We start from the raw sequence: 21,023 nt of genomic DNA, 5'->3' as shown, positions 1-21,023 counted from the left end.
TTTTCATTCAGATAGTACAAAGGAGTGATTTCAATGAAAGTTCTTTCAATCCAATGTTTCCTTTAACTCTCCATAAGTATAGAACAGTGATTTTCAAATAAGAATGGACCCCTGTTGACATTAGTATGGATTATTGATGAACTTCTCGCGATATTTAGTAGGCGAAATGCCAACTCGCTTCTTGAAAATTCTACTAAAATAAAAAGGGTCTGCGATTCCAACAGCCTGCGCAATTTGTTGTACAGGCACACCACTTGTACATAACATTTTTTGAGCCATCTTTATACGATAGTTCAATAAATATTCTGCTGGCCCCATACCTGCATGCTTTCTAAACACGTAAGAAAGACGATTTCGATTAACATTATTTTGTTCTGCAAGTGTATGTATCGTAATATCTTTATAATAGTATTTATGAACGTAAGTAGATATTCGTTCGAATAAAGTATGCGACTCATAGTTGTTTTCTCTATTGACAACACTTAATAAAGCTTCATTCAACGCTTCGCGAAACAGCATTTCGGTCTGAAACATCGAAATGCCTCCACGCTGATTATACACATCCCAAAGACGCATAAGTAATTCGACAAGACGAGGAGATTGTCCTGTTAATAATTCAAAATGCTGATGTGTAAAGCCAGAGTCTTCTCGTTCCGAATTGCTTATCCGATATAAGACAAGAATATATTCCCAGTTTATTTCACCAAGCATTTTATGGGATAATGTCATTTTTGCACCCCCATGTATAACTTTTCCTGGGGAAAGGGTATAAGGCGTACCATTAAATTGAAATTGCGTCTTCCCTGCAAGCGGAAATACAAATCCTGGGAAATAATCTGTAGACTCAGCACAAGGCACACCTGGATTTTTAGCATAACGATATACTCCTTCTACTCGGAAAGGATTATTGGCAAGATACTCTGCTAACTCACTCACGTCCAACTTCACAATGCACGCCTCATTTCAATAATAGTTTTCTTGTAATTCGCGAGATTAATTGGTGTACATTTTGGGTAACGCTAAACTAAAAATAGTACATACGACTTAACAAGATTTGGTTACTAACCTATAAATATATTGTTTTTCATTTATTGACAAAAGTATCCTCCCTATATTATTGATAATGATTTTCATTATAGTTTGGTAAAAAAACATTTGTCAAGTTAGATGGCCTAGAAAAATGACGAAACAAGGGGTACAGAGGGACGGTTCTGTTGCAAATAATACCTGGTCTTTGTTAACTAATTCCTCTCAAAACTGGAATGATCATGTAAACACCGGGTTTCATCAGCCGAGTCGAATAATGGTACAGCAGATCAACGAAGCTAAGTCGAACTCTGATCTAATACAACTTAGTAATTCCCCCTATTGCAAATGAAACAAAGTATACAAGAGTTAGCTAATGAAATAGAGGCGTTTGGATATGAAGAACCAAAAGTTTTTTGCCACTAGGCATACCACCAACATTTTAACAAGAATATACGCTAAGCAAAATTTCACACGAAAAAACGTCACTCTATATTCTAATTCTATAAAAAATCACAATGTGCGATCCAATCATTTGTTTTGCTATTTTTAGCAAAATAAATTCCGCCACCATGAATAATCTTTAAATGTGCTTTTGGATCGTCTGTTATTTGAAAAATAAAATCATAATCTGCGGGCCATTGGATGCCTGATTGGGCAAAACAAGCATAGCCACCTAATTTATGTATGTAATGATTTTCTTCAAAAATATCCTCGTAGTAGTCAATCTCATTTGTGTTTTCGAGTTCTAAAATTTTATCTTGCATATTGTTTGGAAAATCTTCTGTATCCCATTGTGGAAACTCATCAGTTACTAATTTAGGTATTAAGGGAAAAGATTTTAAATCAGGAAACGTAAGTAACATTTCATTCGGTACTAGTTCCTCTAAAGAATCATATTCTCTAATACAAAAATTTCCTGATAAGTTGGACAAGTCTTTAGCAAAGTTTGGAGAGAGAAATACCGCGATGGCTTTCAAATCTTTTACTGCTTCTGGAAGAAAAGGTATTTGAGTTAAATTAAGCATCATGATCGCATACATTTTTTCTCCATAGCGGTCGATTGGGTAAGTTTCATTTGGTAATGAATAGTGAATCTTTCCAATCCAACTTTCATTTATAGATAAATCGGGCCTTTTTCCTCCTGTTTGAAAGATAGTCGCTCTTTTTCTTAGGATATTTTTTATTTGATCTATTTCCAAAGTATTTCTCCTCCTAAATGTGTATTCTGTTTTCTCCTAATTTTAATAGGTAATTATATTGTATCAATAATGAAAAAATACGCTATTCTTTCTGTAAAATCATAGGAAAAGATAACGTATTTTAATCATTTTGAGGACCACATAATAAGTATAGGGTATCAGAAAAAACTTGTTAAGATTTGAAATTCCATACTATTTCATTTCATACAAAAGGAATTTGCTCATTATTAACGAAAGTGTATGTTAACTAGATGAATTCATTCATATACCGTATTACAAAAAAAATGAGAACAATCTTATCCTACGATACATAATTATGATCCGTTTTAAAAATTAGTAAAATTAAGGAGCAACATTGTATGGGGAAAAAAGTACTGTTTTTTGGGGATTTCGGAATTGACGATACGATAGCTATCATATACGCGCATTTGACAGATAAAATTGATGTTATAGGAATTGTTGCAGACTATGGGAACGTACCTAAAGCCGAAGTTGTTCGAAATGTTCGCTTTTTACTTAAAAGTGTAGGAAAAGAATATATAAAAGTTTTTGGTGGGGCGGAGCATTCCATGTCTTCAGAAGCTGAAACTTTTTATCCAGAAGTTCACGGTAAATTTGGGATAGGGCCCATTTCCCCAGGACTAGAGGTTCAGACATTTGAGAATTTTTTTGAGGTTCTCACACTTATTAAGCAGCATAAAAATGAACTTATTATCGTGAATACCGGAAGGCTAACTTCACTTGCAACTTTATTTCTCCTTTATGGAGAGGTGATGAAATATGTACATTCTTATTATATTATGGGAGGAGCTTTTCTGTATCCAGGAAATGTTACTCCCATTGCTGAAGCTAACTTTTATGGCGATCCTGGATCGGCCAATATTGTAATGAGATACGCAAAGAATCTATCAATTTATCCTTTGAATGTTACACAATCGGCTATTGTAACACCGGAAATGGTCAATTATATCCACTCTAAAGAGAAAACTAAATTTTTAAAGCCTCTTTTAAACTATTACTATTATCAATTTTATCAAAAAAAATTCCTGGAATACAAGGTAGCCCGGTTCATGATGCACTTACTTTAATTGCGATTAATCGTGATGACATTTTTACCTACCATCAATCAGCAGTCACAGTTAATGTACTTGATACTGTAAGAGGACAAAGTATAGGAGATTTTAGGTCTACCTTTGAACCAGAAACATTCGGTAATCGTCCAAAACATAGAATTGCAATACAAATGAATTATGAAAAGTTTTTTGAGGAGTTTATGACTGTAATGACTGGCGAACTATTTTAGGTAAAACCCTTATATATAAGGATATGTTTTGCTATCAAGGGTACTGCGCATAATTATGGTAGATTTGTAACACCTATTATATCAGTATATAAGCCAGGATCATGTGTAGCTGTTATGAAACTTGGGGAGAATTATTATTATGGTGGCAGCTTAAGAATTACAAAATAATGAATGTTAATTTCACTAATGATAATATTTTTGATATGATCAATGTATAATAAAAATATAACTCATGTAATAGTCTAAGCGGTATACTTAACCAACGGCCGCTTAGGTATTGAGTTATACCCCTTGGAAAAGGTACCTTGCAGCAGGGGTACCTTTTCTTTTGTTTTTAGTTGTAAAATAGTTTAAATAGAAACTATGTAGTTAAAAAGTATACTGATTAAATTGTAATTGAAGTGAAGTATGTATCCCATATGGATATTTTTAAATATTAGAAAGAAAATCATTTGAGTAATGGCTGGTATTCCGATAATAGCTAAACATTGTATCGAGTTAAAATTATACGTGGAAAGATGGAGTAATCCAAATGAGCTTCCAGACAATATTAAAGAGTTTATAATTAAGAAATATGAAAAAGACACTCTTATGAGTGCCCTTCTTAACAACTAAGTCCGCTGCAGCTACTACCATAACCCATATGAATTTCTCCTGTAAGAGGATATTTTAAGTTCATATTTAATTATTAAAATAAACCGCACCAAAGTTTTCATTAAATCTTTTACACCAAACAGAAACCGAACCATATTCATTTACATCTATCCCTTCAGGAATTTCGTAGTTTTGGTCTCCTTTATTTCCCTTTAATTTTCCTAATTCAATATACCAATAGTTTTTCACGTCTTCATTATTTTTCAAACGATTTGTAGGAACTAATACAACTCGTACATCTGGCCCATTAGATGTTGCAAAATTAGAAAGTCGTAAAACACGTTTTCCATCCGCTAATTGGAGAATTTTTGCCGTTCCGGTTGTCTCATGGACACCGTTTTGAAACTGACCTTCCCTTATTACTCGATCACTTTGCTGCTTTACTTCAGTTGATTGTATCTCTGCTTGTGGCAATAATTCATTTACGTGCTTATCAATAAATAATTTCTCTGGTCGGAACAATGACCACAAAATCCCCAATACAATTATCAAACCACCTATAAGCCATACATATTTTCTTTTCATAAAGTAAAAAACCTCCTGTAACATACTGTGTAGTAGTATGTTAACAAGAAGGTCTTTCATTTTTCTAACGTAAATGTTACAAAAGTCTTTCAGCCATCTTATTTTTTTAATGATGTGATGGGAAGAGTAAACCAAAATTCACTTCCCTGCTTACCATCTGCGCGATTCCTTACACCAATTTCCCCTTTGTGCATTTCAATTAATGATTTTGCAATAGCTAATCCAAGTCCGGAACCTCCAGATTGTGAACTTCTTGATCGATCTGTTCTAAAAAAACGTTCAAATACACGTAATTGATCATTTGGAGAAATTCCTATTCCTTCATCTCGCAAAGTGAATTGGACCTGTTGATTTAGTTTATTTTCCACTACAGTCAACTCAATTGTTCCAGAGATAGGAGAATATCGAATTGCATTATGTAATAAATTACCTATGACCCTTTCTATTTTACAAGACATAATCAAAAGTCGAGGTAATGTATCAGGGACATCCAATTGCACATGAATTTGTTTATCTCCTAATAAGACAGAATGTGATTCTAATACATCTAATAGAACTTTATCTAAATGTGTGAAACTTGGGTGAAAATCTACTTGCTCAAACTCTAACTTTGAAAGATCAAATAAGTCGTTAATTAATCCATTTAATCTTTTTATTTCTTTTAAAACCGTTGCTAAGTATTGCTTTTTCATTTCAGGATCTTCAATCAGGTTATCTTGTAATGCTTCTATCATCATTTGCATACTAGCCATAGGTGTTCGTAAGTCGTGTGAGATATTGGTAATTAGCTCCTTACGAGAGTTTTCCTGTTCCTCTAACTTAGTAAACCCTTCTTCTAATTTTTTTGCCATCTGTTGAAAGGCTGTTGCTAATTCTTTAAACTCACGTGGTTCTTGCCCAATTATATACATTGTTTCAAAGTGTCTATCACTAAATTGCTTCGTCAATTTTATTAAATTTTGTATAGATCTCATGATAGGACGTGTCATTAACCAATAAATAAACGTTGAAATAATGAATGCCACAAATGCAATTACTGTTAATAACCGCGTTTGTTCCGGTTCAAGTAACATTTTGGTCTCACTATACCATATAGCAATTACCATAATACTGGTACTTAATAGATTCATGAGTAACAATTGAATACGTAATCTCATGTTTCATTTCCTCCATTTGGCTCAAAGCGATATCCTATACCCCAGACCGTATGAATCCAACGATTCTTTATCGTATGCTTCTCGAGCTTTTCACGTAAACGACTTACTAATACGGTAACTGTGTTTGATGCCCCTTCATGTCCAAAATCCCAAATTAATTCAAGAAGCTGCGAGCGAGAAAATACTTGTTTTGGATGTTTTGCCATGAGATAAAGTACCTCAAACTCTTTCACCGTTAACTCCACTTCCTTATCACAAACAAGTACATATCTTGTCTTTGGATATATTTTTAAATCTGGAAACTCTATCACTTCCAACAGGGATTCTTTCGCTTGTATTGGTACATGACTTCCTCTTCTTAGTATAATTTGAACCCTTAATACTAATTCACGAGGGGAAAATGGCTTTGTTAAATAATCATCTGCCCCCATTGTTAAGCCTAAAATCCGCTCCCTTTCCTCTCCCTTAGCAGTCAACATAATAATAGGGACATTTGACTGTTGACGAATTTCCTCACATAATTCCCATCCATCTTTTTTTGGCATCATCAAATCTAATATAATTAAATCTGGTTGATGTGTAAGAAATAAATCCCAACCTTCTTTACCATTTACAGCTGTATAAACTTCATATTCTTCTCTTTCTAAATATCGTTTGCATACTTCTCTAATATTTTCTTCATCTTCTACGATTAAAATTCTTTTCTTCATATACTATCCTCACTTCTTTTTCACCAATAACACAAAATTTTTTTCTATTATTCAATAAAAATATCTTTATAGGTAAAGATATAGAAACTAATCACATAAATAAATCAGAATTCCACATTTTAGCCTCAAAACAAATGAAAATTCGAAAAATAAATTATGTAATATAGATAGTAATCTTAACATTTGATTACTTATATGACTAGATAAGTATTTAAAATAGTAGTTACTAAATCATATAAATTAAAAGAAATGAGTCCGATTTAACATCGAACTCATTCCTTATTAGTAACCTAAATTATCGTATCTAACTTTTCGGATTCAATTCATTTCCGTTTCTCTTTCCAAACTTAGCAACAGAACTATTACCTATTACTGAACTCTTGATAGATTCCATGCTATAGTATCAGTCCCATTCTCTCCATTACCATATTTCATATAATCGATTAAATATCCTACCTTTAACTTGTTACCATTAGATAGTATGTTCCATTGCTTATGGTGTCCAGTGAAATTCTTTGGATATGCATGATTAAATTTAAAAGTACTTGCGTTCTGTTTTTGATCTAAATGGATATAACTATCTTGAAGTTTTAAATATGCATAATCTGAATAAATAGGATTTTGAAATTTAATTAATACCTCTTCATCCTTTTTAATTGGTTTTCCAGGTTTAGGTTGACCTACTCTTTCAATAATTACATTCACTTTTTCATCACTAGATTTTTCAGACCAAAGATACTCCCATTTATTCCCGGCATGATGACTTCCCCAATAAGCTGTATTTCCATATGAGGCCACAGTATAAGGAACTCCTTCTGTAACAAATTCACCTGAATTATCTACTACATAATCTTCAAATTCTTTATTAGCTTTAATTTCAGTATCAATCTTTTGTATAGGCGTTAAATTGTGTGCGTCATTGATTTCAAATGTAACTTTTCTGTGCGCAGCAATTTCAGATTTAATAGGGTGTATATTTTCTCTAGACTCATATGTAAATCCATTCTCACGTTTAACTAGTGTTACTGTTTGTGATGGAGCATTCCATTTCTTGCTATAAGTAGTAGGAATCTCTTTACTCACTCCAAATAAACCAGGTAAGATTGATGCTCTAATCTTTTGCGTCACAGAATCATAACTACCTTCTACTAATGTTGGTTGCTGTAGTTTTGCAAAAGCACCGTGTACAGAATCTTTATGTAAATAACCGCGATCTCCCTGTCCCGCTTTTAAATCGTTTAATGCATCAGTTCCATTATTAGCTGAAACCACTGATACGTTATTAGTACTTTTAGCCTTGTTTACAATATGATTCACTTTTTTCGTATCTATATTTACATGTTGAAAAACTTCGTTATAGGATAAAACTGGCTTATCAGCAAGGGATTTGTCTTTAGGAGTATATATCCTAAACTTTGGTATATTTCCTATATCTGTTTCTAATTGTTCAGTAGCTGCATTCACTCTAGACTCATATCTCCCTGAATCCCCCAAATGCATAATTTCTTCACCTTTTTCAATAGATAAATCCATTGTACTTGTAGGTAAAACTTCAATCGAAAGAAGTTCCCCTTGTTCAACAGCTTTTAATTCATCCAAAGATAAGACAATATTTGCATCTGCTTGTCCTTCTAAACTGTCAATTACTACTTCTGTTTTATTCCGTCCACCTTTTTCTGTACTTAAATAGTTTGCTTTATAACGATCTTGTGTTGCCTTTACAGTATTAATAATTTTGTTTCCTAAACGAATATTAAAATGTGGCGAAACATTTTCAGCGGATGCTGTTCCTACATTCTTATATTCCAAATGTACCCGTAATTTTGCTGCGTTCGCTGTATCAACAGTTGTTGCAGTAGACCAATCAAAATCATTTGTATAACTCTCCGTTTCTGTAGTTGTTTTTGAATATCCATATCCCAAATTTGCTGAAACACTTCCGGAAGGAACAGGACCGGCTGCTGAGCCTTCTACACCACCTGAACCACTTAAACCTACATTAAATGAATGTTGTGTAGATACACTTTTTTCCCATCCTCTGCTAACTGATCCGCCATTATTATCCGTAATGGTTGCAATAGGAATTACTTCAATTCGTTTGACACCAATTTGCAAATTCGGCATGTTGGCAACTATCGGATTGAAATTAGTATCAGAATCGTTGTTATAATTCTCAACCTCATACATATCAGTAAAAGGATCACCATCCGTATTTGCATTCATAGGATTCGATATAAATTTTGGTTTCCCTTTATCCTTCTCAGGATCCCATGCTTTCGCTTCATTTTTTCCAGTTTGTGAATTGAATTCAATTTTATATCCATTAATCTCTAAGTCGTTAGAAATACCATCTTTGTCCCAATCATTGTTTGCCATTTCAATGTTTTGTGTAATGAGCGAACCTATCTCCCCATCAGATCCGAGCGTGAAATTCTTATCTTCTTTTTTTGCATTTGCATTCTCTTTGAATATTTCAACTGTACTTCCTGGATTCGGTTGTGTTACATCTGCTAAAGCAGGAGATGCTAGAGTCAGTGCCATCGATACACTACCTAATACACTAATTGCTGGCTTTAATTGTTTCATTGTTATTTTTCCTCCTTGGTTTCTAGGTCAATTAGAACACCTACTAATAAGATTAATCTCATCATATATAACGAATCTTTCTTTTCTCTCTCATAACTGTTAAAAAAGTCTCTCGTAAATGTTACAAAACACTTACGAAGTTTTTAAAATCTATATATGAAACATCAAAAAGCCGTAATATGAAGGATCGATTACAATATATAAAAAAAGCAGCTAGCCAAAGCTAACTGCTTACTAACTTATAAAATTTTAGTAAAAGAATGTATTAATTTTGAAGTGTGAAAATTATTTATTTCTTAATCATACGAAGAAATTATTTACGTCAGATACTTCAATTAATACGCTAATATTTCAGGTAGTTTAAGCGTATTTACAAACTCCTTTAAATGAAACACTGTTTTTCAGCTCAATGTTACTCAAGAAAGTTACGCATTTTATTTCCTTACATTTGGGGATTTATTACCAATTTTTCTTTTAACATATGCTGTTATTTTAGAATTTGTAGATGAATTCTTACAAATTACACCTTAAAACAATAAAAAATAAAGATTTTAGGCGAAACAACGTTTAATAGACTCCAGGTTTCTTTTAAAGAGTTTAATGAGTTTCTATACTTATTGTATTGTCACAACAAATAAATACTCTTATAAATGAATCTGAGTGGTCGTTTTCAAGTTTTTAAAACCTATTTTTAGATTTTGTATAAATAAAAGGAAGAAGGATTCATCTTAGAGAATCCTTCTTCCTTTTATTTTTTAATCTTAGTGTAATCTGTATTGTCCTGTTAATTGCTCTTCAGCCATTCGAACCAAGCGCTTTGTAATTTCTCCACCGACAGAGCCATTTGCACGTGATGATGTATCAGGTCCTAGTGTCACTCCCAATTCACGGGCAATTTCATACTTCATTTGCTCAATAGCACTTGCTGCAGCAGAAATAAGAATTTCATTTGTATTACTTTCATGTCTTTGAATATTCATAATTGCACCTCCACTATATTTGTATATAACATGTGCTTAATTATGATATTTATACGTAAGTAAACTATTTTCTTCTATTATTTTTAGGAGAATTCTTTTTCGTTCTCTCTTAGCATATTCCACTAACTGAATTTGAAACACATCTGAATCCTGAATTCCTAACACATTCATTTCTTCCCTAAATGAACGCTGAGACTCTACCTTTATTGATTTTTCTTGCCATTTCTTAATGTGTAGATTTTTGAGTACTATATAATTAAACCTTCTCACATGTTAAATAATGTGCATTTAATTATGTAAAAAATACACAATTAAACATTTTTTCATATTAAAATTTCATACCAACATATCCGCAAATGTAGTCCCCACATTATTCTTCCGTTTCATATGTTTTTCTAAATAAATCTTTGTTGTTTGGATATTTTCATGACCAAGTGTTTGCATTAAATGATATAAATCTGCATTTCCTTGTTCAACTGCCATGATTGCAAAAGCATGGCGGAATGTATGTGCCGTTACAGGATTTTCACGATACTTTAAGAAATCTAAATTTGTCTTTTTTATCATGTCTGTTACCTGATTTGATAAAGTTTTCGGATTATAAAAATTCCCTCTTTGATTTACGAATAAAGGACATTCATCTCCCCGATCCAATATCGTTTGGAATCCTCTTCTCCGTCTCATTTCGCTAATACATTGGAATAAATGCTCAGGAATGAAAAGTTCACGTGCTTTATCCCCTTTTCCTGTGACTTTTAACCAATACTTCCCGTCATAATGTAAGTCTTTCACTCTCGCGGTGCACAATTCTTGAATTCTAGCGCCGGTACTTGCTAGAGCTAGTAAAATTGTATAGTTTACTAAATGCCCTTGTTCTTTATAAAACCCTAAAATTTTCATCACTTCATCATAAGATAGGTCCCGATTTGGCCGATCCTGTTCATTTACATTCGCGCGCTGCAGTTCTTCATGAAGAGGTCTTTCAATATAAGCAAATACATGAAGATGTTTTAGGAAAGAACGTATAAGTACTGATTTTTTTGCAAGTGTTGCGGCTGCGTACGTATCTCCATTTCTCCCGTTCTCTACTTGCTTCAACCAAGCATTATATTTACGAATATGCCAAGGCTTTAATGTTTTTAATAACGAATCATTTTGCTGTACCTCTTCCCCATTCAATTCGAATTCCTCTGCATGCTGCACCATGCACTGACAAAATGATAAGATTTCGGAAACATAACTCTTTTTCGTATCCTCTTTTCTATTCTTCTTCTCATCCATATCTTTTTGTAAATGTACGAAATGATAAATGACTTCCAGATCACTTAAATACGTATATTTACTCTTTCCCTCTTTTTCTGCAACCTCCATCTTTTCTTCCACCTTATCTACATAACGACTATCATGCAGGAATGGAAACATATCTCTTATGTTTTCTACATATGTATCTATATTTTCACTTTTATTCTTTATTATAGGTAAGTTCTCTTTTTCATTTTGTTTATCCATAATTCGAATTCACCACTCCTATTGAAGATTATGAATATAATTATCTTTATTATCCTTACTTATCATTTTATTTTACTTCTATACATTATACAAATGATAATTCATTTTCTTTCTGTAAGAATCCTACATTCTTCTCTATTTGCCTATACTTATATTTTTTTATAATTTATTAGTAAATAGATATCGTTTAACAGTTAATACCTTATATCGAAACTCCCTTTTATAAATAAAATAAATTCAAAAATATATTAAGAGATAAATAAAATCAAAAATGATTTTAAAATATAAAAATTTATAAAAACTTTAATAATTTTATTTCTCATTTTAAATATATCTTATATTCTGATATGATATATACATATATAAAACACTAGCAAACAATAGTTATGGAGGTGTCCTTGCATGACACAGGATTTATTGTTCATTACAAAACCTACTGTAACAACAAAAGAGGCAGCCGACTTATTAGGAGTAACAGTACAGACAATTTTAAAGAAAGAAAAAGATGGATTAATAGAATGTGTATATAAAGATAACTGGAAGCAATTTGGTAGTAAGATTTTCTACTTAGAGGATATTGAACGTTTAAAAAATCGCGAAGAGATTGAGGGTTATAGTACAAAAGAAGCAGCTGAGATTCTTAATGTAGCACCATCTACTGTCTTTACATATATCAAATCTGGAAAACTACCTGCTTCAAAGGTTGAAAAACGCGGAAAAGAAGTATATATCATTGATAAGGATGACCTTGAAACTTTTCAACTTACTTATGAAAAAACTACATCAAAAGAGCGAAAAACATTCATTACTAAGATTCAAGACGAAGATATATATTTATATCAATTATTAACACATCAACATACCGGAAAAATAGCGAGAGTAATAGAAGTCAATGGAGCAGACGGCAAGATTCTTACAGAAGACGAAGAAATTTTCCCTCTATCCACGTATAAAGAACATGATTACTCCTTTGAACCTTTCCGTAAGCAAGCTGTAATTACAAAACGAGGGTATTTATCCTTTTCATTTAAAAAACCTCAGCTATTTAATTCCATTACTTATAATCTAATAAATTTATTTTATAAAGAGCTAGGTGTCACAAATATGCGATTGAGTGTTTCATCTGATACTATTAAATTAGAAACTAAACCTTTCGTATTACAAGTTGATCCATTGCAATTTCAAGAAGAGATTAAATACTTACATTCTCATATGAAATCCGGTACGATACTACCACATGTTGAAGGAATTTACTTTAAAAGTAATGTAGAGCCATTAACTTTTCATGTAGATCATGAATTCAAGCAAAAAGTAGTGCAAATGGCAGCGGATGCTGGTAAGGGACAGGAAGAATTCCTATTGCAAGCTGTAAAATCTTATATTGAAAATTAAACAACTATATTTTAACCCCGTTCTAAAATTAGAACGGGGTTATGCTTGTTTTAGGTTTTAAAATTAAATAACTTGATTGTCTTTTTAAGATAAAACCTTTCTACACCTTCTTTATTACTTTACTAAATCTAATTTCTCTTATTGAAATTTCTAATTACCTTATTCAAAATTAAAAAGAAACAATGTATTACACCTTTTATTATGAACAAGATTATTTTTTAGTTTATCATAATATTATTATGAATAATGTTTTAACTATAAAGTCTATATACTATTAATTCTTTATAATAAATCATTTTCTTATTTTAGATTTTCTTGTTTTGGCACGATTTTAATAGATCTCTTACTAATCCGTATAAGCATACCAAAAGAGAGAAAAATAAAAAATCCGCCAAATAGAGCAAATACAACTGAAGGCTTGAAATGTGCTAATAATAATCCCGAAACAATGGGTCCGACAGCCATTCCCATATATCTAATAAAGTTAAACATTCCCATTGCACTTCCTCTATTATGTTCAAATTCATTTGCAATCATAGTAGCGAATAAAGGAGTGAGGATACCAATTGATATTCCGTGGAGAATTAAAGCAACTGTTACACCAATTAAAGTATTCGAGTGTGTCACAGCAAATAATATTACGCTTAAAGCTAAGACTACATTTCCAGTTATAAAAAGATTTTTTTGTGAAATTTTTGATTGAATTTTTTTAAAGGTCATACTGCCAATTATTAAACTTATAGCCATTGGTAAGTAAAGTAAACCCACTACCTGTAAACTTAATTGATAATGATCTGTTAATAAAATTGGTAAGTAAACAATGAAGGAGAAATAAAGAAAAAATGCAAAGAAACTTAATATTAATATGGAGCTTCCCACTTTGCTTTTAAATATAGAAGCATAGTGAGATATAAGTGTTTTTCGACTCATTTCTTTTTTACTCCCCATACGATCTTCAGGGAAATATAACCAATTAGTGATAAACAGAATTATAGATACTACTACAAGTAGCCAGAAAACACCTGGGTAATTATATTTTTCCCCAATAAAACCTCCTAACACAGGTGCAACAGCAGGGGCAATGGATAACATGGTTTGATATGTACCCATTGCACTTCCTCGTTGTTCTCCTTGAAATACAGTACCAATTGTAGTTGCCGCAATAAGTGGTATTGCAGCTGTCCCTACAGCCTGTAAAATTCTACATATTAAAAATACTGTAAAGTTACTTGTAATTGCACAACCAATACTCGCTATAATTGTTAAAATAATACTCGGAATAAGAATAGTCCTAGCACCTTTAAAATCAATTATAGAACCAAAAACAATTTGCATAATTGCCGTAATAAAAATAAATATGGAAACGGAAAGGTTAACCATCGTTATAGATACTTGGAATGAATCCCGAATTATGGGGATTATTGGAGAATATATATTTTGATTTAAAGAAGCGAAAAAAGCACTAATACACAACAAATATAAAAGAAAAGAAGCACTTGATTTAACACGGTTCATGCTATCCCTCCTAAAAGATTATTAATAATTAGCTAATTTATTTAAGTTATAATAAATTTATTTCCCCAACATTTTATCGTTTATATTTTGTAAAAACTTCAATATTGCGTTTTGTTCAATTTCAGAAAATGAATCAACGAACTGATAAAATTCATTTTCTTTCTGGTCATGAATTTTCTGATGTAATTCACAAAGTGATTGTCCTGCCGGAGTAAGTTGATAATATACCTCCTTTTTGTTATCAGCTGACTGAAAACGAGTGATTAAATTTTCCTTTATTAATTTGGTGTTAATTTTTGTGATATTCGCTTTAGATAAATTCATTTTCCTTGCAATTGTAATATTATTTATTGGTTGATTCTCACCAATACAGGCAATTACGTGTATACTTGTCATATTTGTCGGTACATGTTCTATTTCATCCATTTTTGCTTGCTTAAAAAAAGTCTCAATATCCTTATCTGCCTTTTGTTCATTGAGGTGTAACAAATGTAGATAATTATCGTAAATTTTCTGTTTTATGCCCTTATTCATTTAAATGTTTCTACCCTTCTTTATCTATTTTAGTTTTTTTGTTTACCGGTAAACTATTTTGATTTTATATCTTCACTTATCAATTGTCAATTGATAAGTTGGAATTTAATTAATTATGTAAGCACCTTTAATGTATCTATTTTTCATAATTTAACCTAATAAAGCCCTATTATATTAAAGAGTTAGTTTCAATGCATAAAAGTCCTTTTTTAAATTGTTGACCTAGTTATTGTTTACTGGTAAACTTTATATTGTTAACTAGTAAACAATAATTCAAGATAGGGGAAATTATTATGACAAATTTTGTCCATAAACAAACCTTAAAAGCTATTGAAGACTTTGTCATAACAAGAGAAAAGAAAAAATATGCATCTCAAGAGATGATCAAAGAATTAGTTAGTGATTATGAAAATATAAATAAAAATTGGACTCTAACGCAACTTCATATTGTTTCGGTGATTCATGAGAGTAAACAACAAATGAATAACACTCTATTATCTATGGAACTTAATATTTCTAAAGTAACCATCTCCAAAGCTATTCGCATTCTTATTGATAATAGAATTTTATTGACGCATCAAAATACAGATAATAAGAAGGAAATCTTTTATACTTTGACTGATAAAGGAATACAGTTAGCCATTGTTCATAAAAAGTTGCACAAGATTGCACATAAGCGTTACAGTGAGTTATTCCAACAATTTGATGATTCCGAGTTACAAATTGTAACTAAATTTTTAGAAGCATGGAAACAATGTATTTAATGTTTTGTTATATTAGCTTAGAAGGTATAAATGTTGACCTTTTCATAAAAATAAAAAACTAAGGGGTTTTAACCCCTTAGCAAAATTGAATTATATCATTAATTAAAATCGCAATCTTGTTTTTAAACTAACTTATCAAAAAGAATAGGCATAGAAATAGGTCCACGTGTATAAAGTCCTTTTTCAACATATTGAAAATCTTCTGCTAATTTAATGTTTTTCATATTATTTAAGACTACATTTACAACTATTTCAATTTCTGATTTTGCAAACGCTGCTCCTACGCAATTATGAATACCTGATCCGAATGCAAGATGTCTTGCAGCACCACTAAATGCCTTTTTAATATCAAGATCAGGACGATAAATGTTGAATTCATCAGGTCTTTCAAATGCGTTGGGATCACGGTTCGCTGCACCAATCATACAAAATACTGTAGTTCCTTTGGATAATTGAATACCATTTATTTCTGTATCTTTTGATAATTGACGAGGAATCAATTGCACTGGTGGATTGTAACGTAAAGTTTCTGCAATAGCTAATGGTACTAATGAGCGATCATTTAATACATCTTGCAGTTGTTTCGGTTGGTTAATTAAATTATAGATTAATAAAGCAAGTGTTTTATCACCAGGTTCTGTTGCAGCTAATAATATATTTAATATCAATGCTAGAATATCAGTATCAGTCATAGCTATTCCTTCATATTTAGCACTGCATAATTTAGAAATTAAATCTTCCTGTGGGTTTAATCGTCGCTCTTTAATAATTGGTTCTAAATAATTAGCCAACTGTTCACTGCACCAAAGAGAATGTTTTTTGGCCTCTGGTGGTTGATTTATACTGGTAATAAACTCAGCTACACCACTATGCCATTCTCCTATCTTCTTATGATCTTTCTTATCTAATCCAATCATATCCATTGTTACATAAACAGCAAATGTTCTGCCAAAATCATTAATTAAATCTATCTTTCCATTTGGAAGGTGTGGAGATAGTAAATCTTCTGCATTCTTTTTAATTAAAGGCATTAATTTTTGTAAAGCATCTCCCATAAAACTCCTTAAAACAATTTTTCTTTTCGCAACATGCTCTTTTCCACGCATTTGTGCTAATACTGGTCCACGCATTACTGGCTCAGCACGTTCAGCTAATGATTTTGTTGTAAATGTTTCAGTATCATTCAATATATTACGGACATCTTGATATCTGCTAATAAAATAACTATCAATCTCAGGTTCATAATGTACTGGGTCATTCTGACGTAGGTATGAAAAATACTTATATGGATCTTCTTGAAATTCCTCTGTTAATATATTTACAGTTTGCATAGTATTTGACATATTACTTCCTCCTTGTATTAGTTACTTACCATTTGCTAAGATATATCTTCCAATTCTTGAACCATTAAATATCCTTGATTTGGTTTCATCTTGATAGAAAAATCATTTCGAACTATCTGTTCACCAAGCTCCCATGGTTTATGATAAATAAGTACAGCTTCTTGAGCTCCTAAAATTTCAGCTCCGCCAATGAAAAATGGGAGTTCTGCAATTACATATTCTACTGCAATATTTAGCATGTCATTTGATATTTGATCAATATCTATATTAGTACCCCTTGCCCTACCTAAAATGGCTGCATGTGACATTTCTAAGCAAGCATTTCGAAAATCAGTTTCGCTTAAAAAAATATGTTCTGCTTCTGCCCTCATGCAGCTATATGCATTGTTGTCATTAAAATCAGAAAAAGTATGGATAGCATTTACATTACCACCATGCTCTTTAAGTGCCTTTTCAGCTGATCTTCTATTTCGAGATACTTCTTTCCTAACTTTTCTTTCCGCTTTACCTTTTGGAGTTCCTAGAGCCTCAAGTAAATTTGCAGCTTCTTTTCCAGCTAATAAAACACTAACATCATCAAAAGTATGTAATGCCCATTCAATGAGTCTATTAATATATTCATCAGAAAATCTACTATTAAACGGACTAATACCTATTATTGCATGCTTACTACGTTTTAATATTTCAGCACAATTAGTAGATAAGGGTTGAGAACTAAACTTTCTTACATTTCTTACCGCTATAGCATTCGTCATACAATCATCCCTTTAAATAATTTTATCAATATAAACTGTTTTATTGATTTTAAGTAACCAATAATATTTCAAACTACATAAAAAAAGAGATAGAATATCTTGATGTTAGAAATGGTGAATAAAAATAATACTAACAAAAAACCCTGTATAATGTTCACCGGTGAACAAAACCAATTCTATATCGCTACTATTGTTTTGTCAATATGTATTATTCAGAAAAAATAAATAAAACAAAAAATTAAAATTCTGTTCATAATTGTTTACACAATATAAATTTATTTCACAACTTACAGTTAGTCATAATAAAGAAGTACAGGTCCTTAATTAAGGACCTGTACTTCTTTATTATATATTTTATTTCTCGTTTTTTTGCTCTTCAATAATAAATTTAGAAAGCAATTCTGTTAATGCATTCACCTTTTCTTTCATCTTGTTAGATTGATTTGAAATTTCTTGAATTGAAACTGCTTGTAATTGAATTGATTGTACTGTTTGAATTGTTTCTCTTTCTATTTGTGTTGAAGCATCAGATACTAGTGAAAGAGACGCATTTACTTCTTCTGTACCGGCAGACATCTCCTCTGTTGCTGCAGAGACTTCTTGAATTTGACTTGTGATTTTGTCAATATCTCTCATAATAGATGAGAATGTTTGATCTGCTTGGTGGGCTGCTTCCTTTCCTTCTGCTGCCTTTTGTTCTCCTTTTTGCATGACATGAACTGTGTCTTGAGTATCTTGTTGAATAGATTTGACTAAATGGTTAATTTCATTCGCGGATTCTTTAGACTTTTCAGCCAAATCCCTCACTTCTGCTGCAACCACTGCAAACCCTTTCCCATTCTCTCCAGCACGTGCTGCTTCAATAGCAGCATTTAAGGCAAGAAGGTTAGTTTGCTCGGCAATATTAGTAATTGCATCCAAGGCTGTATCAATCTTTTGTGTACGTGTAACAAGTCTATCTATTACTTTTGATGTTTCCTCCACGACATCATGAACACTGTTCATTTGAAGAATTGAGTGCTTTATCACATCACTACCAATGTGTATTTGTTCTGTAGTAGTTACTGCTACCTCAGCAACTACAGCTGAAGACTCAGCTACTGTTTGCACACCAATTGTTATTTCATCCATTGAAGATGAACTCTCTTGAATACTAGTTACCTGTCCTGCTATTTTTTCTTTTACTTCAGAAATCGTCTGAACAACCTCATTCGAAATATTAGATGCTCGCTTTGTATCTTGTAAAACACCATCTGTAGAAGAAATAACTTCTTGTGTTGTCGATTTAACACTTGCAATTAATTGTTGTAGATTATCTAACATACTATTAAAAGACTGTACAATATTTCCTATCTCATTATTTGCTTTATAAGAAGTACGTATTGTTAAATTACCTGCAGCTACTTTCTTCATATCATTTTGCAATAATAATAGTGGTTGTCGTATAGTTAACCTGATAAGATATCCGATGAATATTACTATGATAATTGCTAAAATTGAAAGGACTACAAACATTATCATTGTATTTTGAGCACTGTTATTATTAACTTGTTGTAACTGCTCTGCATTATTACTGTTATATACAATTAGTTCACGAATGGACTGAATTGTTTTTTGCATATTAGGTTCGATTTCTTTTAGATAATAAGTGTAGGCTTCTTCATTATTAGCTTTCCCTAATTCTTGTGCCTTTTTCATCTTTTTTCTTAATTCATGAAACTCTTCCTGAAATTTGCTAAATAGCTCCTTTTCTTTATTAGAAATAACTTTAGTTTCGAACAGCTTTAATAACTGATCATTTTCTTTACGAATTCCATCCATTTCTTTTATCAAATCGTTCATTCTTTTTTCATCTTTGGATACCATTATTTCCATAAAATTCATATTAACATGATAAAAGTTAGATTCTATCGTTCCTATCCAATCAACTGATTTTAAATTATCTTCATACATATTAGAAGAAGCACTCTTTCCTCTTTCTAATCCCCAAAATCCTATTAGGGATAATACTATACAGGCAATACTTGATATGCCTATTAGTATGTTTAGTTTTGTACCAACCTTACTGTTTCTCAATAATTTCAACTAAAAACTCTCCATTCTTATATATAGTTCAGTTGATATATTGTATAATAATAATCTGGAATATACGATATTTATTTTTAAAATATATAAATATAAATAATTTAAAAAAGTAATAAAAATAAAATTTTCCAGTAAAATATTTCGCCATTTGGCCATCAAGGGGTACCCCCCTATGCCCATCAACTTAAGAAAACAGATCCACCCAAAAAGAAAAAAATGTGCTTTATTATTACAAGTCAGCACAAAATTTCGTTTTTGGGGTAGGTGTCTTCTCTTAGCTTGATGGCGATGGGGTGGTACCCTTGTTTACTTCTTCCCAAGATTTCACTCCTTTTTCTTCAGAATAATATACTAGAAGAAAAGCATCTTCACGAAGGTACTTTTGTGCGAAAAATTCTAATTCCTTTTCTTTACCTTCCTTCTCAGAGTCTAATAATTTTAAAAAATGTTATGTTAGAAGTAAATAATTTAAATAAATCTTACGAAAATTTCTCATTAAAAGATGTTACTTTTACAATTAATAACGACTGTATAACAGGATTTATCGGTACCAATGGTTCTGGTAAAACTACTACAATCAAAGTAATCCCCGGTCTAATTTTAAAATATTCCGGAAAAATTTATGATTAAATATGAAAGAAAGTCCAAAAACAAAATTGGTATTGTGCTAGATGAGGAATATTTTTATGATGAATTAACATTGAAAGAAATGAAAAATATTATTGCTCCTTCCTATACTGATTGGAATGAACTTGTTTTTCAAGATTACATAAAACCGTTTACTTTAAATCTAAAACAGAAAATTTCTACCTTATCCAAAGGGATCGAATGAAATTTGAAAGTTCACTAGATTGGAACATTTATTTGAATGTAAATATGCTAAAATAGTGAATGTACCGTTAATCTTTCAGCGAATGTATAATGGCTTTTGTTACGATTTAATGTATAGTTGTAAAATAAAAAACCACTACTTTAAGTAGTGG

16 protein-coding genes and 5 pseudogenes are annotated in these 21,023 nt (G+C 31.5%); 5 read left to right on the top strand and 16 right to left on the bottom strand.

The window, feature by feature from the left end; genetic code table 11:
• Positions 1-120: 120 nt before the first annotated feature.
• Together HMPREF1014_RS24470 and HMPREF1014_RS24465 are read right to left on the bottom strand one after the other, a co-directional pair.
• Positions 121-948 carry a helix-turn-helix transcriptional regulator gene (locus HMPREF1014_RS24470; RefSeq protein ID WP_000762823.1) on the bottom strand — a complete coding sequence of 276 codons (828 nt, stop codon included), beginning with the start codon at positions 946-948 and terminating at the stop codon, positions 121-123.
• Between the two features lie 581 nt (positions 949-1,529).
• Positions 1,530-2,228 (bottom strand): DUF1963 domain-containing protein, encoded by a 699-nt coding sequence (locus HMPREF1014_RS24465; RefSeq protein WP_000401863.1) that lies wholly within the window; start codon positions 2,226-2,228, stop codon positions 1,530-1,532.
• Positions 2,229-2,587: 359 nt separating this feature from the next.
• On the opposite strand from HMPREF1014_RS24465, the pseudogene HMPREF1014_RS24460 reads away from it, so the two are divergent.
• A pseudogene (locus tag HMPREF1014_RS24460) lies at positions 2,588-3,531 on the top strand (nucleoside hydrolase).
• A gap of 15 nt (positions 3,532-3,546) precedes the next feature.
• Positions 3,547-3,699: a DUF5065 family protein gene (locus HMPREF1014_RS30830; protein WP_080473709.1), complete on the top strand. Its 153-nt coding sequence runs from the start codon at positions 3,547-3,549 to the stop codon at positions 3,697-3,699.
• 182 nt (positions 3,700-3,881) lie between these two features.
• On the opposite strand, the pseudogene HMPREF1014_RS32520 reads toward HMPREF1014_RS30830, so the two are convergent.
• From HMPREF1014_RS32520 to HMPREF1014_RS24430, 8 genes and pseudogenes are all read right to left on the bottom strand, one after another.
• Positions 3,882-4,097, bottom strand: a pseudogene (locus tag HMPREF1014_RS32520) (hypothetical protein); the annotation flags it as partial.
• Between the two features lie 115 nt (positions 4,098-4,212).
• Positions 4,213-4,710, bottom strand: a complete 498-nt coding sequence (locus tag HMPREF1014_RS24455; protein WP_000824727.1) for a DM13 domain-containing protein — start codon at positions 4,708-4,710, stop codon at positions 4,213-4,215.
• Positions 4,711-4,808: 98 nt separating this feature from the next.
• On the bottom strand, positions 4,809-5,867 hold the full coding sequence (locus HMPREF1014_RS24450; protein WP_009327559.1) for a sensor histidine kinase: 1,059 nt from the start codon (positions 5,865-5,867) through the stop codon (positions 4,809-4,811).
• Entirely contained in the window at positions 5,864-6,577 is a 714-nt protein-coding gene (locus HMPREF1014_RS24445; protein WP_000746051.1) for a response regulator transcription factor, read from the bottom strand. Before HMPREF1014_RS24445 ends, HMPREF1014_RS24450 begins: the two co-directional genes overlap by 4 nt.
• Positions 6,578-6,946: 369 nt before the next feature.
• Positions 6,947-9,163 carry a binary toxin-like calcium binding domain-containing protein gene (locus HMPREF1014_RS24440; RefSeq protein WP_000811549.1) on the bottom strand — a complete coding sequence of 739 codons (2,217 nt, stop codon included), beginning with the start codon at positions 9,161-9,163 and terminating at the stop codon, positions 6,947-6,949.
• A gap of 761 nt (positions 9,164-9,924) precedes the next feature.
• A complete protein-coding gene (locus HMPREF1014_RS24435) occupies positions 9,925-10,143 on the bottom strand; it encodes an alpha/beta-type small acid-soluble spore protein (protein WP_001025758.1) in 219 nt (72 codons plus the stop codon).
• A gap of 36 nt (positions 10,144-10,179) precedes the next feature.
• Positions 10,180-10,382, bottom strand: a pseudogene (locus HMPREF1014_RS32295) (hypothetical protein).
• 97 nt (positions 10,383-10,479) lie between these two features.
• On the bottom strand, positions 10,480-11,652 hold the full coding sequence (locus HMPREF1014_RS24430; protein WP_000360813.1) for a tyrosine-type recombinase/integrase: 1,173 nt from the start codon (positions 11,650-11,652) through the stop codon (positions 10,480-10,482).
• Positions 11,653-12,054: 402 nt separating this feature from the next.
• Here HMPREF1014_RS24430 and HMPREF1014_RS24425 point away from each other — a divergent pair, with 402 nt between their 5' ends.
• The gene (locus tag HMPREF1014_RS24425; protein WP_000189822.1) at positions 12,055-13,044 is read left to right on the top strand and encodes a helix-turn-helix domain-containing protein; all 990 of its coding nucleotides are present in this window, start codon (positions 12,055-12,057) and stop codon (positions 13,042-13,044) included.
• 300 nt (positions 13,045-13,344) lie between these two features.
• Here the strand turns inward: HMPREF1014_RS24425 and HMPREF1014_RS24420 are convergent, their stop codons facing one another.
• Positions 13,345-14,559, bottom strand: coding sequence for an MFS transporter (locus HMPREF1014_RS24420; protein WP_001082482.1), 1,215 nt, complete (start codon positions 14,557-14,559; stop codon positions 13,345-13,347).
• Between the two features lie 57 nt (positions 14,560-14,616).
• Entirely contained in the window at positions 14,617-15,093 is a 477-nt protein-coding gene (locus HMPREF1014_RS24415) for a MarR family transcriptional regulator (protein ID WP_001032350.1), read from the bottom strand.
• 293 nt (positions 15,094-15,386) lie between these two features.
• Between HMPREF1014_RS24415 and HMPREF1014_RS24410 the strand changes: the two genes are divergently transcribed.
• Complete coding sequence (locus tag HMPREF1014_RS24410; RefSeq protein WP_000181216.1) at positions 15,387-15,857, top strand: winged helix DNA-binding protein; 471 nt, start codon at positions 15,387-15,389, stop codon at positions 15,855-15,857.
• A 122-nt stretch (positions 15,858-15,979) separates the two neighbouring features.
• On the opposite strand, the gene cypX is transcribed toward HMPREF1014_RS24410, so the two are convergent.
• From cypX to HMPREF1014_RS30815, 4 genes and pseudogenes are all read right to left on the bottom strand, one after another.
• Positions 15,980-17,200: a pulcherriminic acid synthase gene (gene cypX / locus HMPREF1014_RS24405; RefSeq protein ID WP_000072433.1), complete on the bottom strand. Its 1,221-nt coding sequence runs from the start codon at positions 17,198-17,200 to the stop codon at positions 15,980-15,982.
• A 35-nt stretch (positions 17,201-17,235) separates the two neighbouring features.
• Complete coding sequence (locus HMPREF1014_RS24400) at positions 17,236-17,955, bottom strand: tRNA-dependent cyclodipeptide synthase (protein WP_000180150.1); 720 nt, start codon at positions 17,953-17,955, stop codon at positions 17,236-17,238.
• Between the two features lie 354 nt (positions 17,956-18,309).
• Positions 18,310-20,040, bottom strand: a complete 1,731-nt coding sequence (locus HMPREF1014_RS24395; RefSeq protein WP_000771835.1) for a methyl-accepting chemotaxis protein — start codon at positions 20,038-20,040, stop codon at positions 18,310-18,312.
• 274 nt (positions 20,041-20,314) lie between these two features.
• Positions 20,315-20,479: pseudogene (locus HMPREF1014_RS30815) on the bottom strand (DUF1093 domain-containing protein); the annotation flags it as partial.
• Between the two features lie 11 nt (positions 20,480-20,490).
• Between HMPREF1014_RS30815 and HMPREF1014_RS30810 the strand changes: the two are divergent.
• Positions 20,491-20,866: pseudogene (locus HMPREF1014_RS30810) on the top strand (ATP-binding cassette domain-containing protein); the annotation flags it as partial.
• Between the last annotated feature and the right edge of the window lie 157 nt (positions 20,867-21,023).

The organism is Bacillus sp. 7_6_55CFAA_CT2 (genome assembly GCF_000238655.1).
GTDB classification, from domain to species: domain Bacteria; phylum Bacillota; class Bacilli; order Bacillales; family Bacillaceae_G; genus Bacillus_A; species Bacillus_A cereus.
This window is presented reverse-complemented; position numbering and strand designations above follow the sequence as displayed.

Excerpts from the sequence above, each read along its gene's own strand:
- HMPREF1014_RS24450 (WP_009327559.1), bottom strand. The coding sequence starts at position 5,867 with ATGAGATTACGTATTCAATTGTTACTCATGAATCTATTAAGTACCAGT.
- HMPREF1014_RS24400 (WP_000180150.1), bottom strand. The coding sequence starts at position 17,955 with ATGACGAATGCTATAGCGGTAAGAAATGTAAGAAAGTTTAGTTCTCAA.
- HMPREF1014_RS24445 (WP_000746051.1), bottom strand. The coding sequence starts at position 6,577 with ATGAAGAAAAGAATTTTAATCGTAGAAGATGAAGAAAATATTAGAGAA.
- HMPREF1014_RS24420 (WP_001082482.1), bottom strand. The coding sequence starts at position 14,559 with ATGAACCGTGTTAAATCAAGTGCTTCTTTTCTTTTATATTTGTTGTGT.
- HMPREF1014_RS24410 (WP_000181216.1), top strand. The coding sequence starts at position 15,387 with ATGACAAATTTTGTCCATAAACAAACCTTAAAAGCTATTGAAGACTTT.
- HMPREF1014_RS24415 (WP_001032350.1), bottom strand. The coding sequence starts at position 15,093 with ATGAATAAGGGCATAAAACAGAAAATTTACGATAATTATCTACATTTG.
- HMPREF1014_RS24435 (WP_001025758.1), bottom strand. The coding sequence starts at position 10,143 with ATGAATATTCAAAGACATGAAAGTAATACAAATGAAATTCTTATTTCT.
- cypX (WP_000072433.1), bottom strand. The coding sequence starts at position 17,200 with ATGTCAAATACTATGCAAACTGTAAATATATTAACAGAGGAATTTCAA.
- HMPREF1014_RS24425 (WP_000189822.1), top strand. The coding sequence starts at position 12,055 with ATGACACAGGATTTATTGTTCATTACAAAACCTACTGTAACAACAAAA.
- HMPREF1014_RS24440 (WP_000811549.1), bottom strand. The coding sequence starts at position 9,163 with ATGAAACAATTAAAGCCAGCAATTAGTGTATTAGGTAGTGTATCGATG.
- HMPREF1014_RS24430 (WP_000360813.1), bottom strand. The coding sequence starts at position 11,652 with ATGGATAAACAAAATGAAAAAGAGAACTTACCTATAATAAAGAATAAA.
- HMPREF1014_RS24455 (WP_000824727.1), bottom strand. The coding sequence starts at position 4,710 with ATGAAAAGAAAATATGTATGGCTTATAGGTGGTTTGATAATTGTATTG.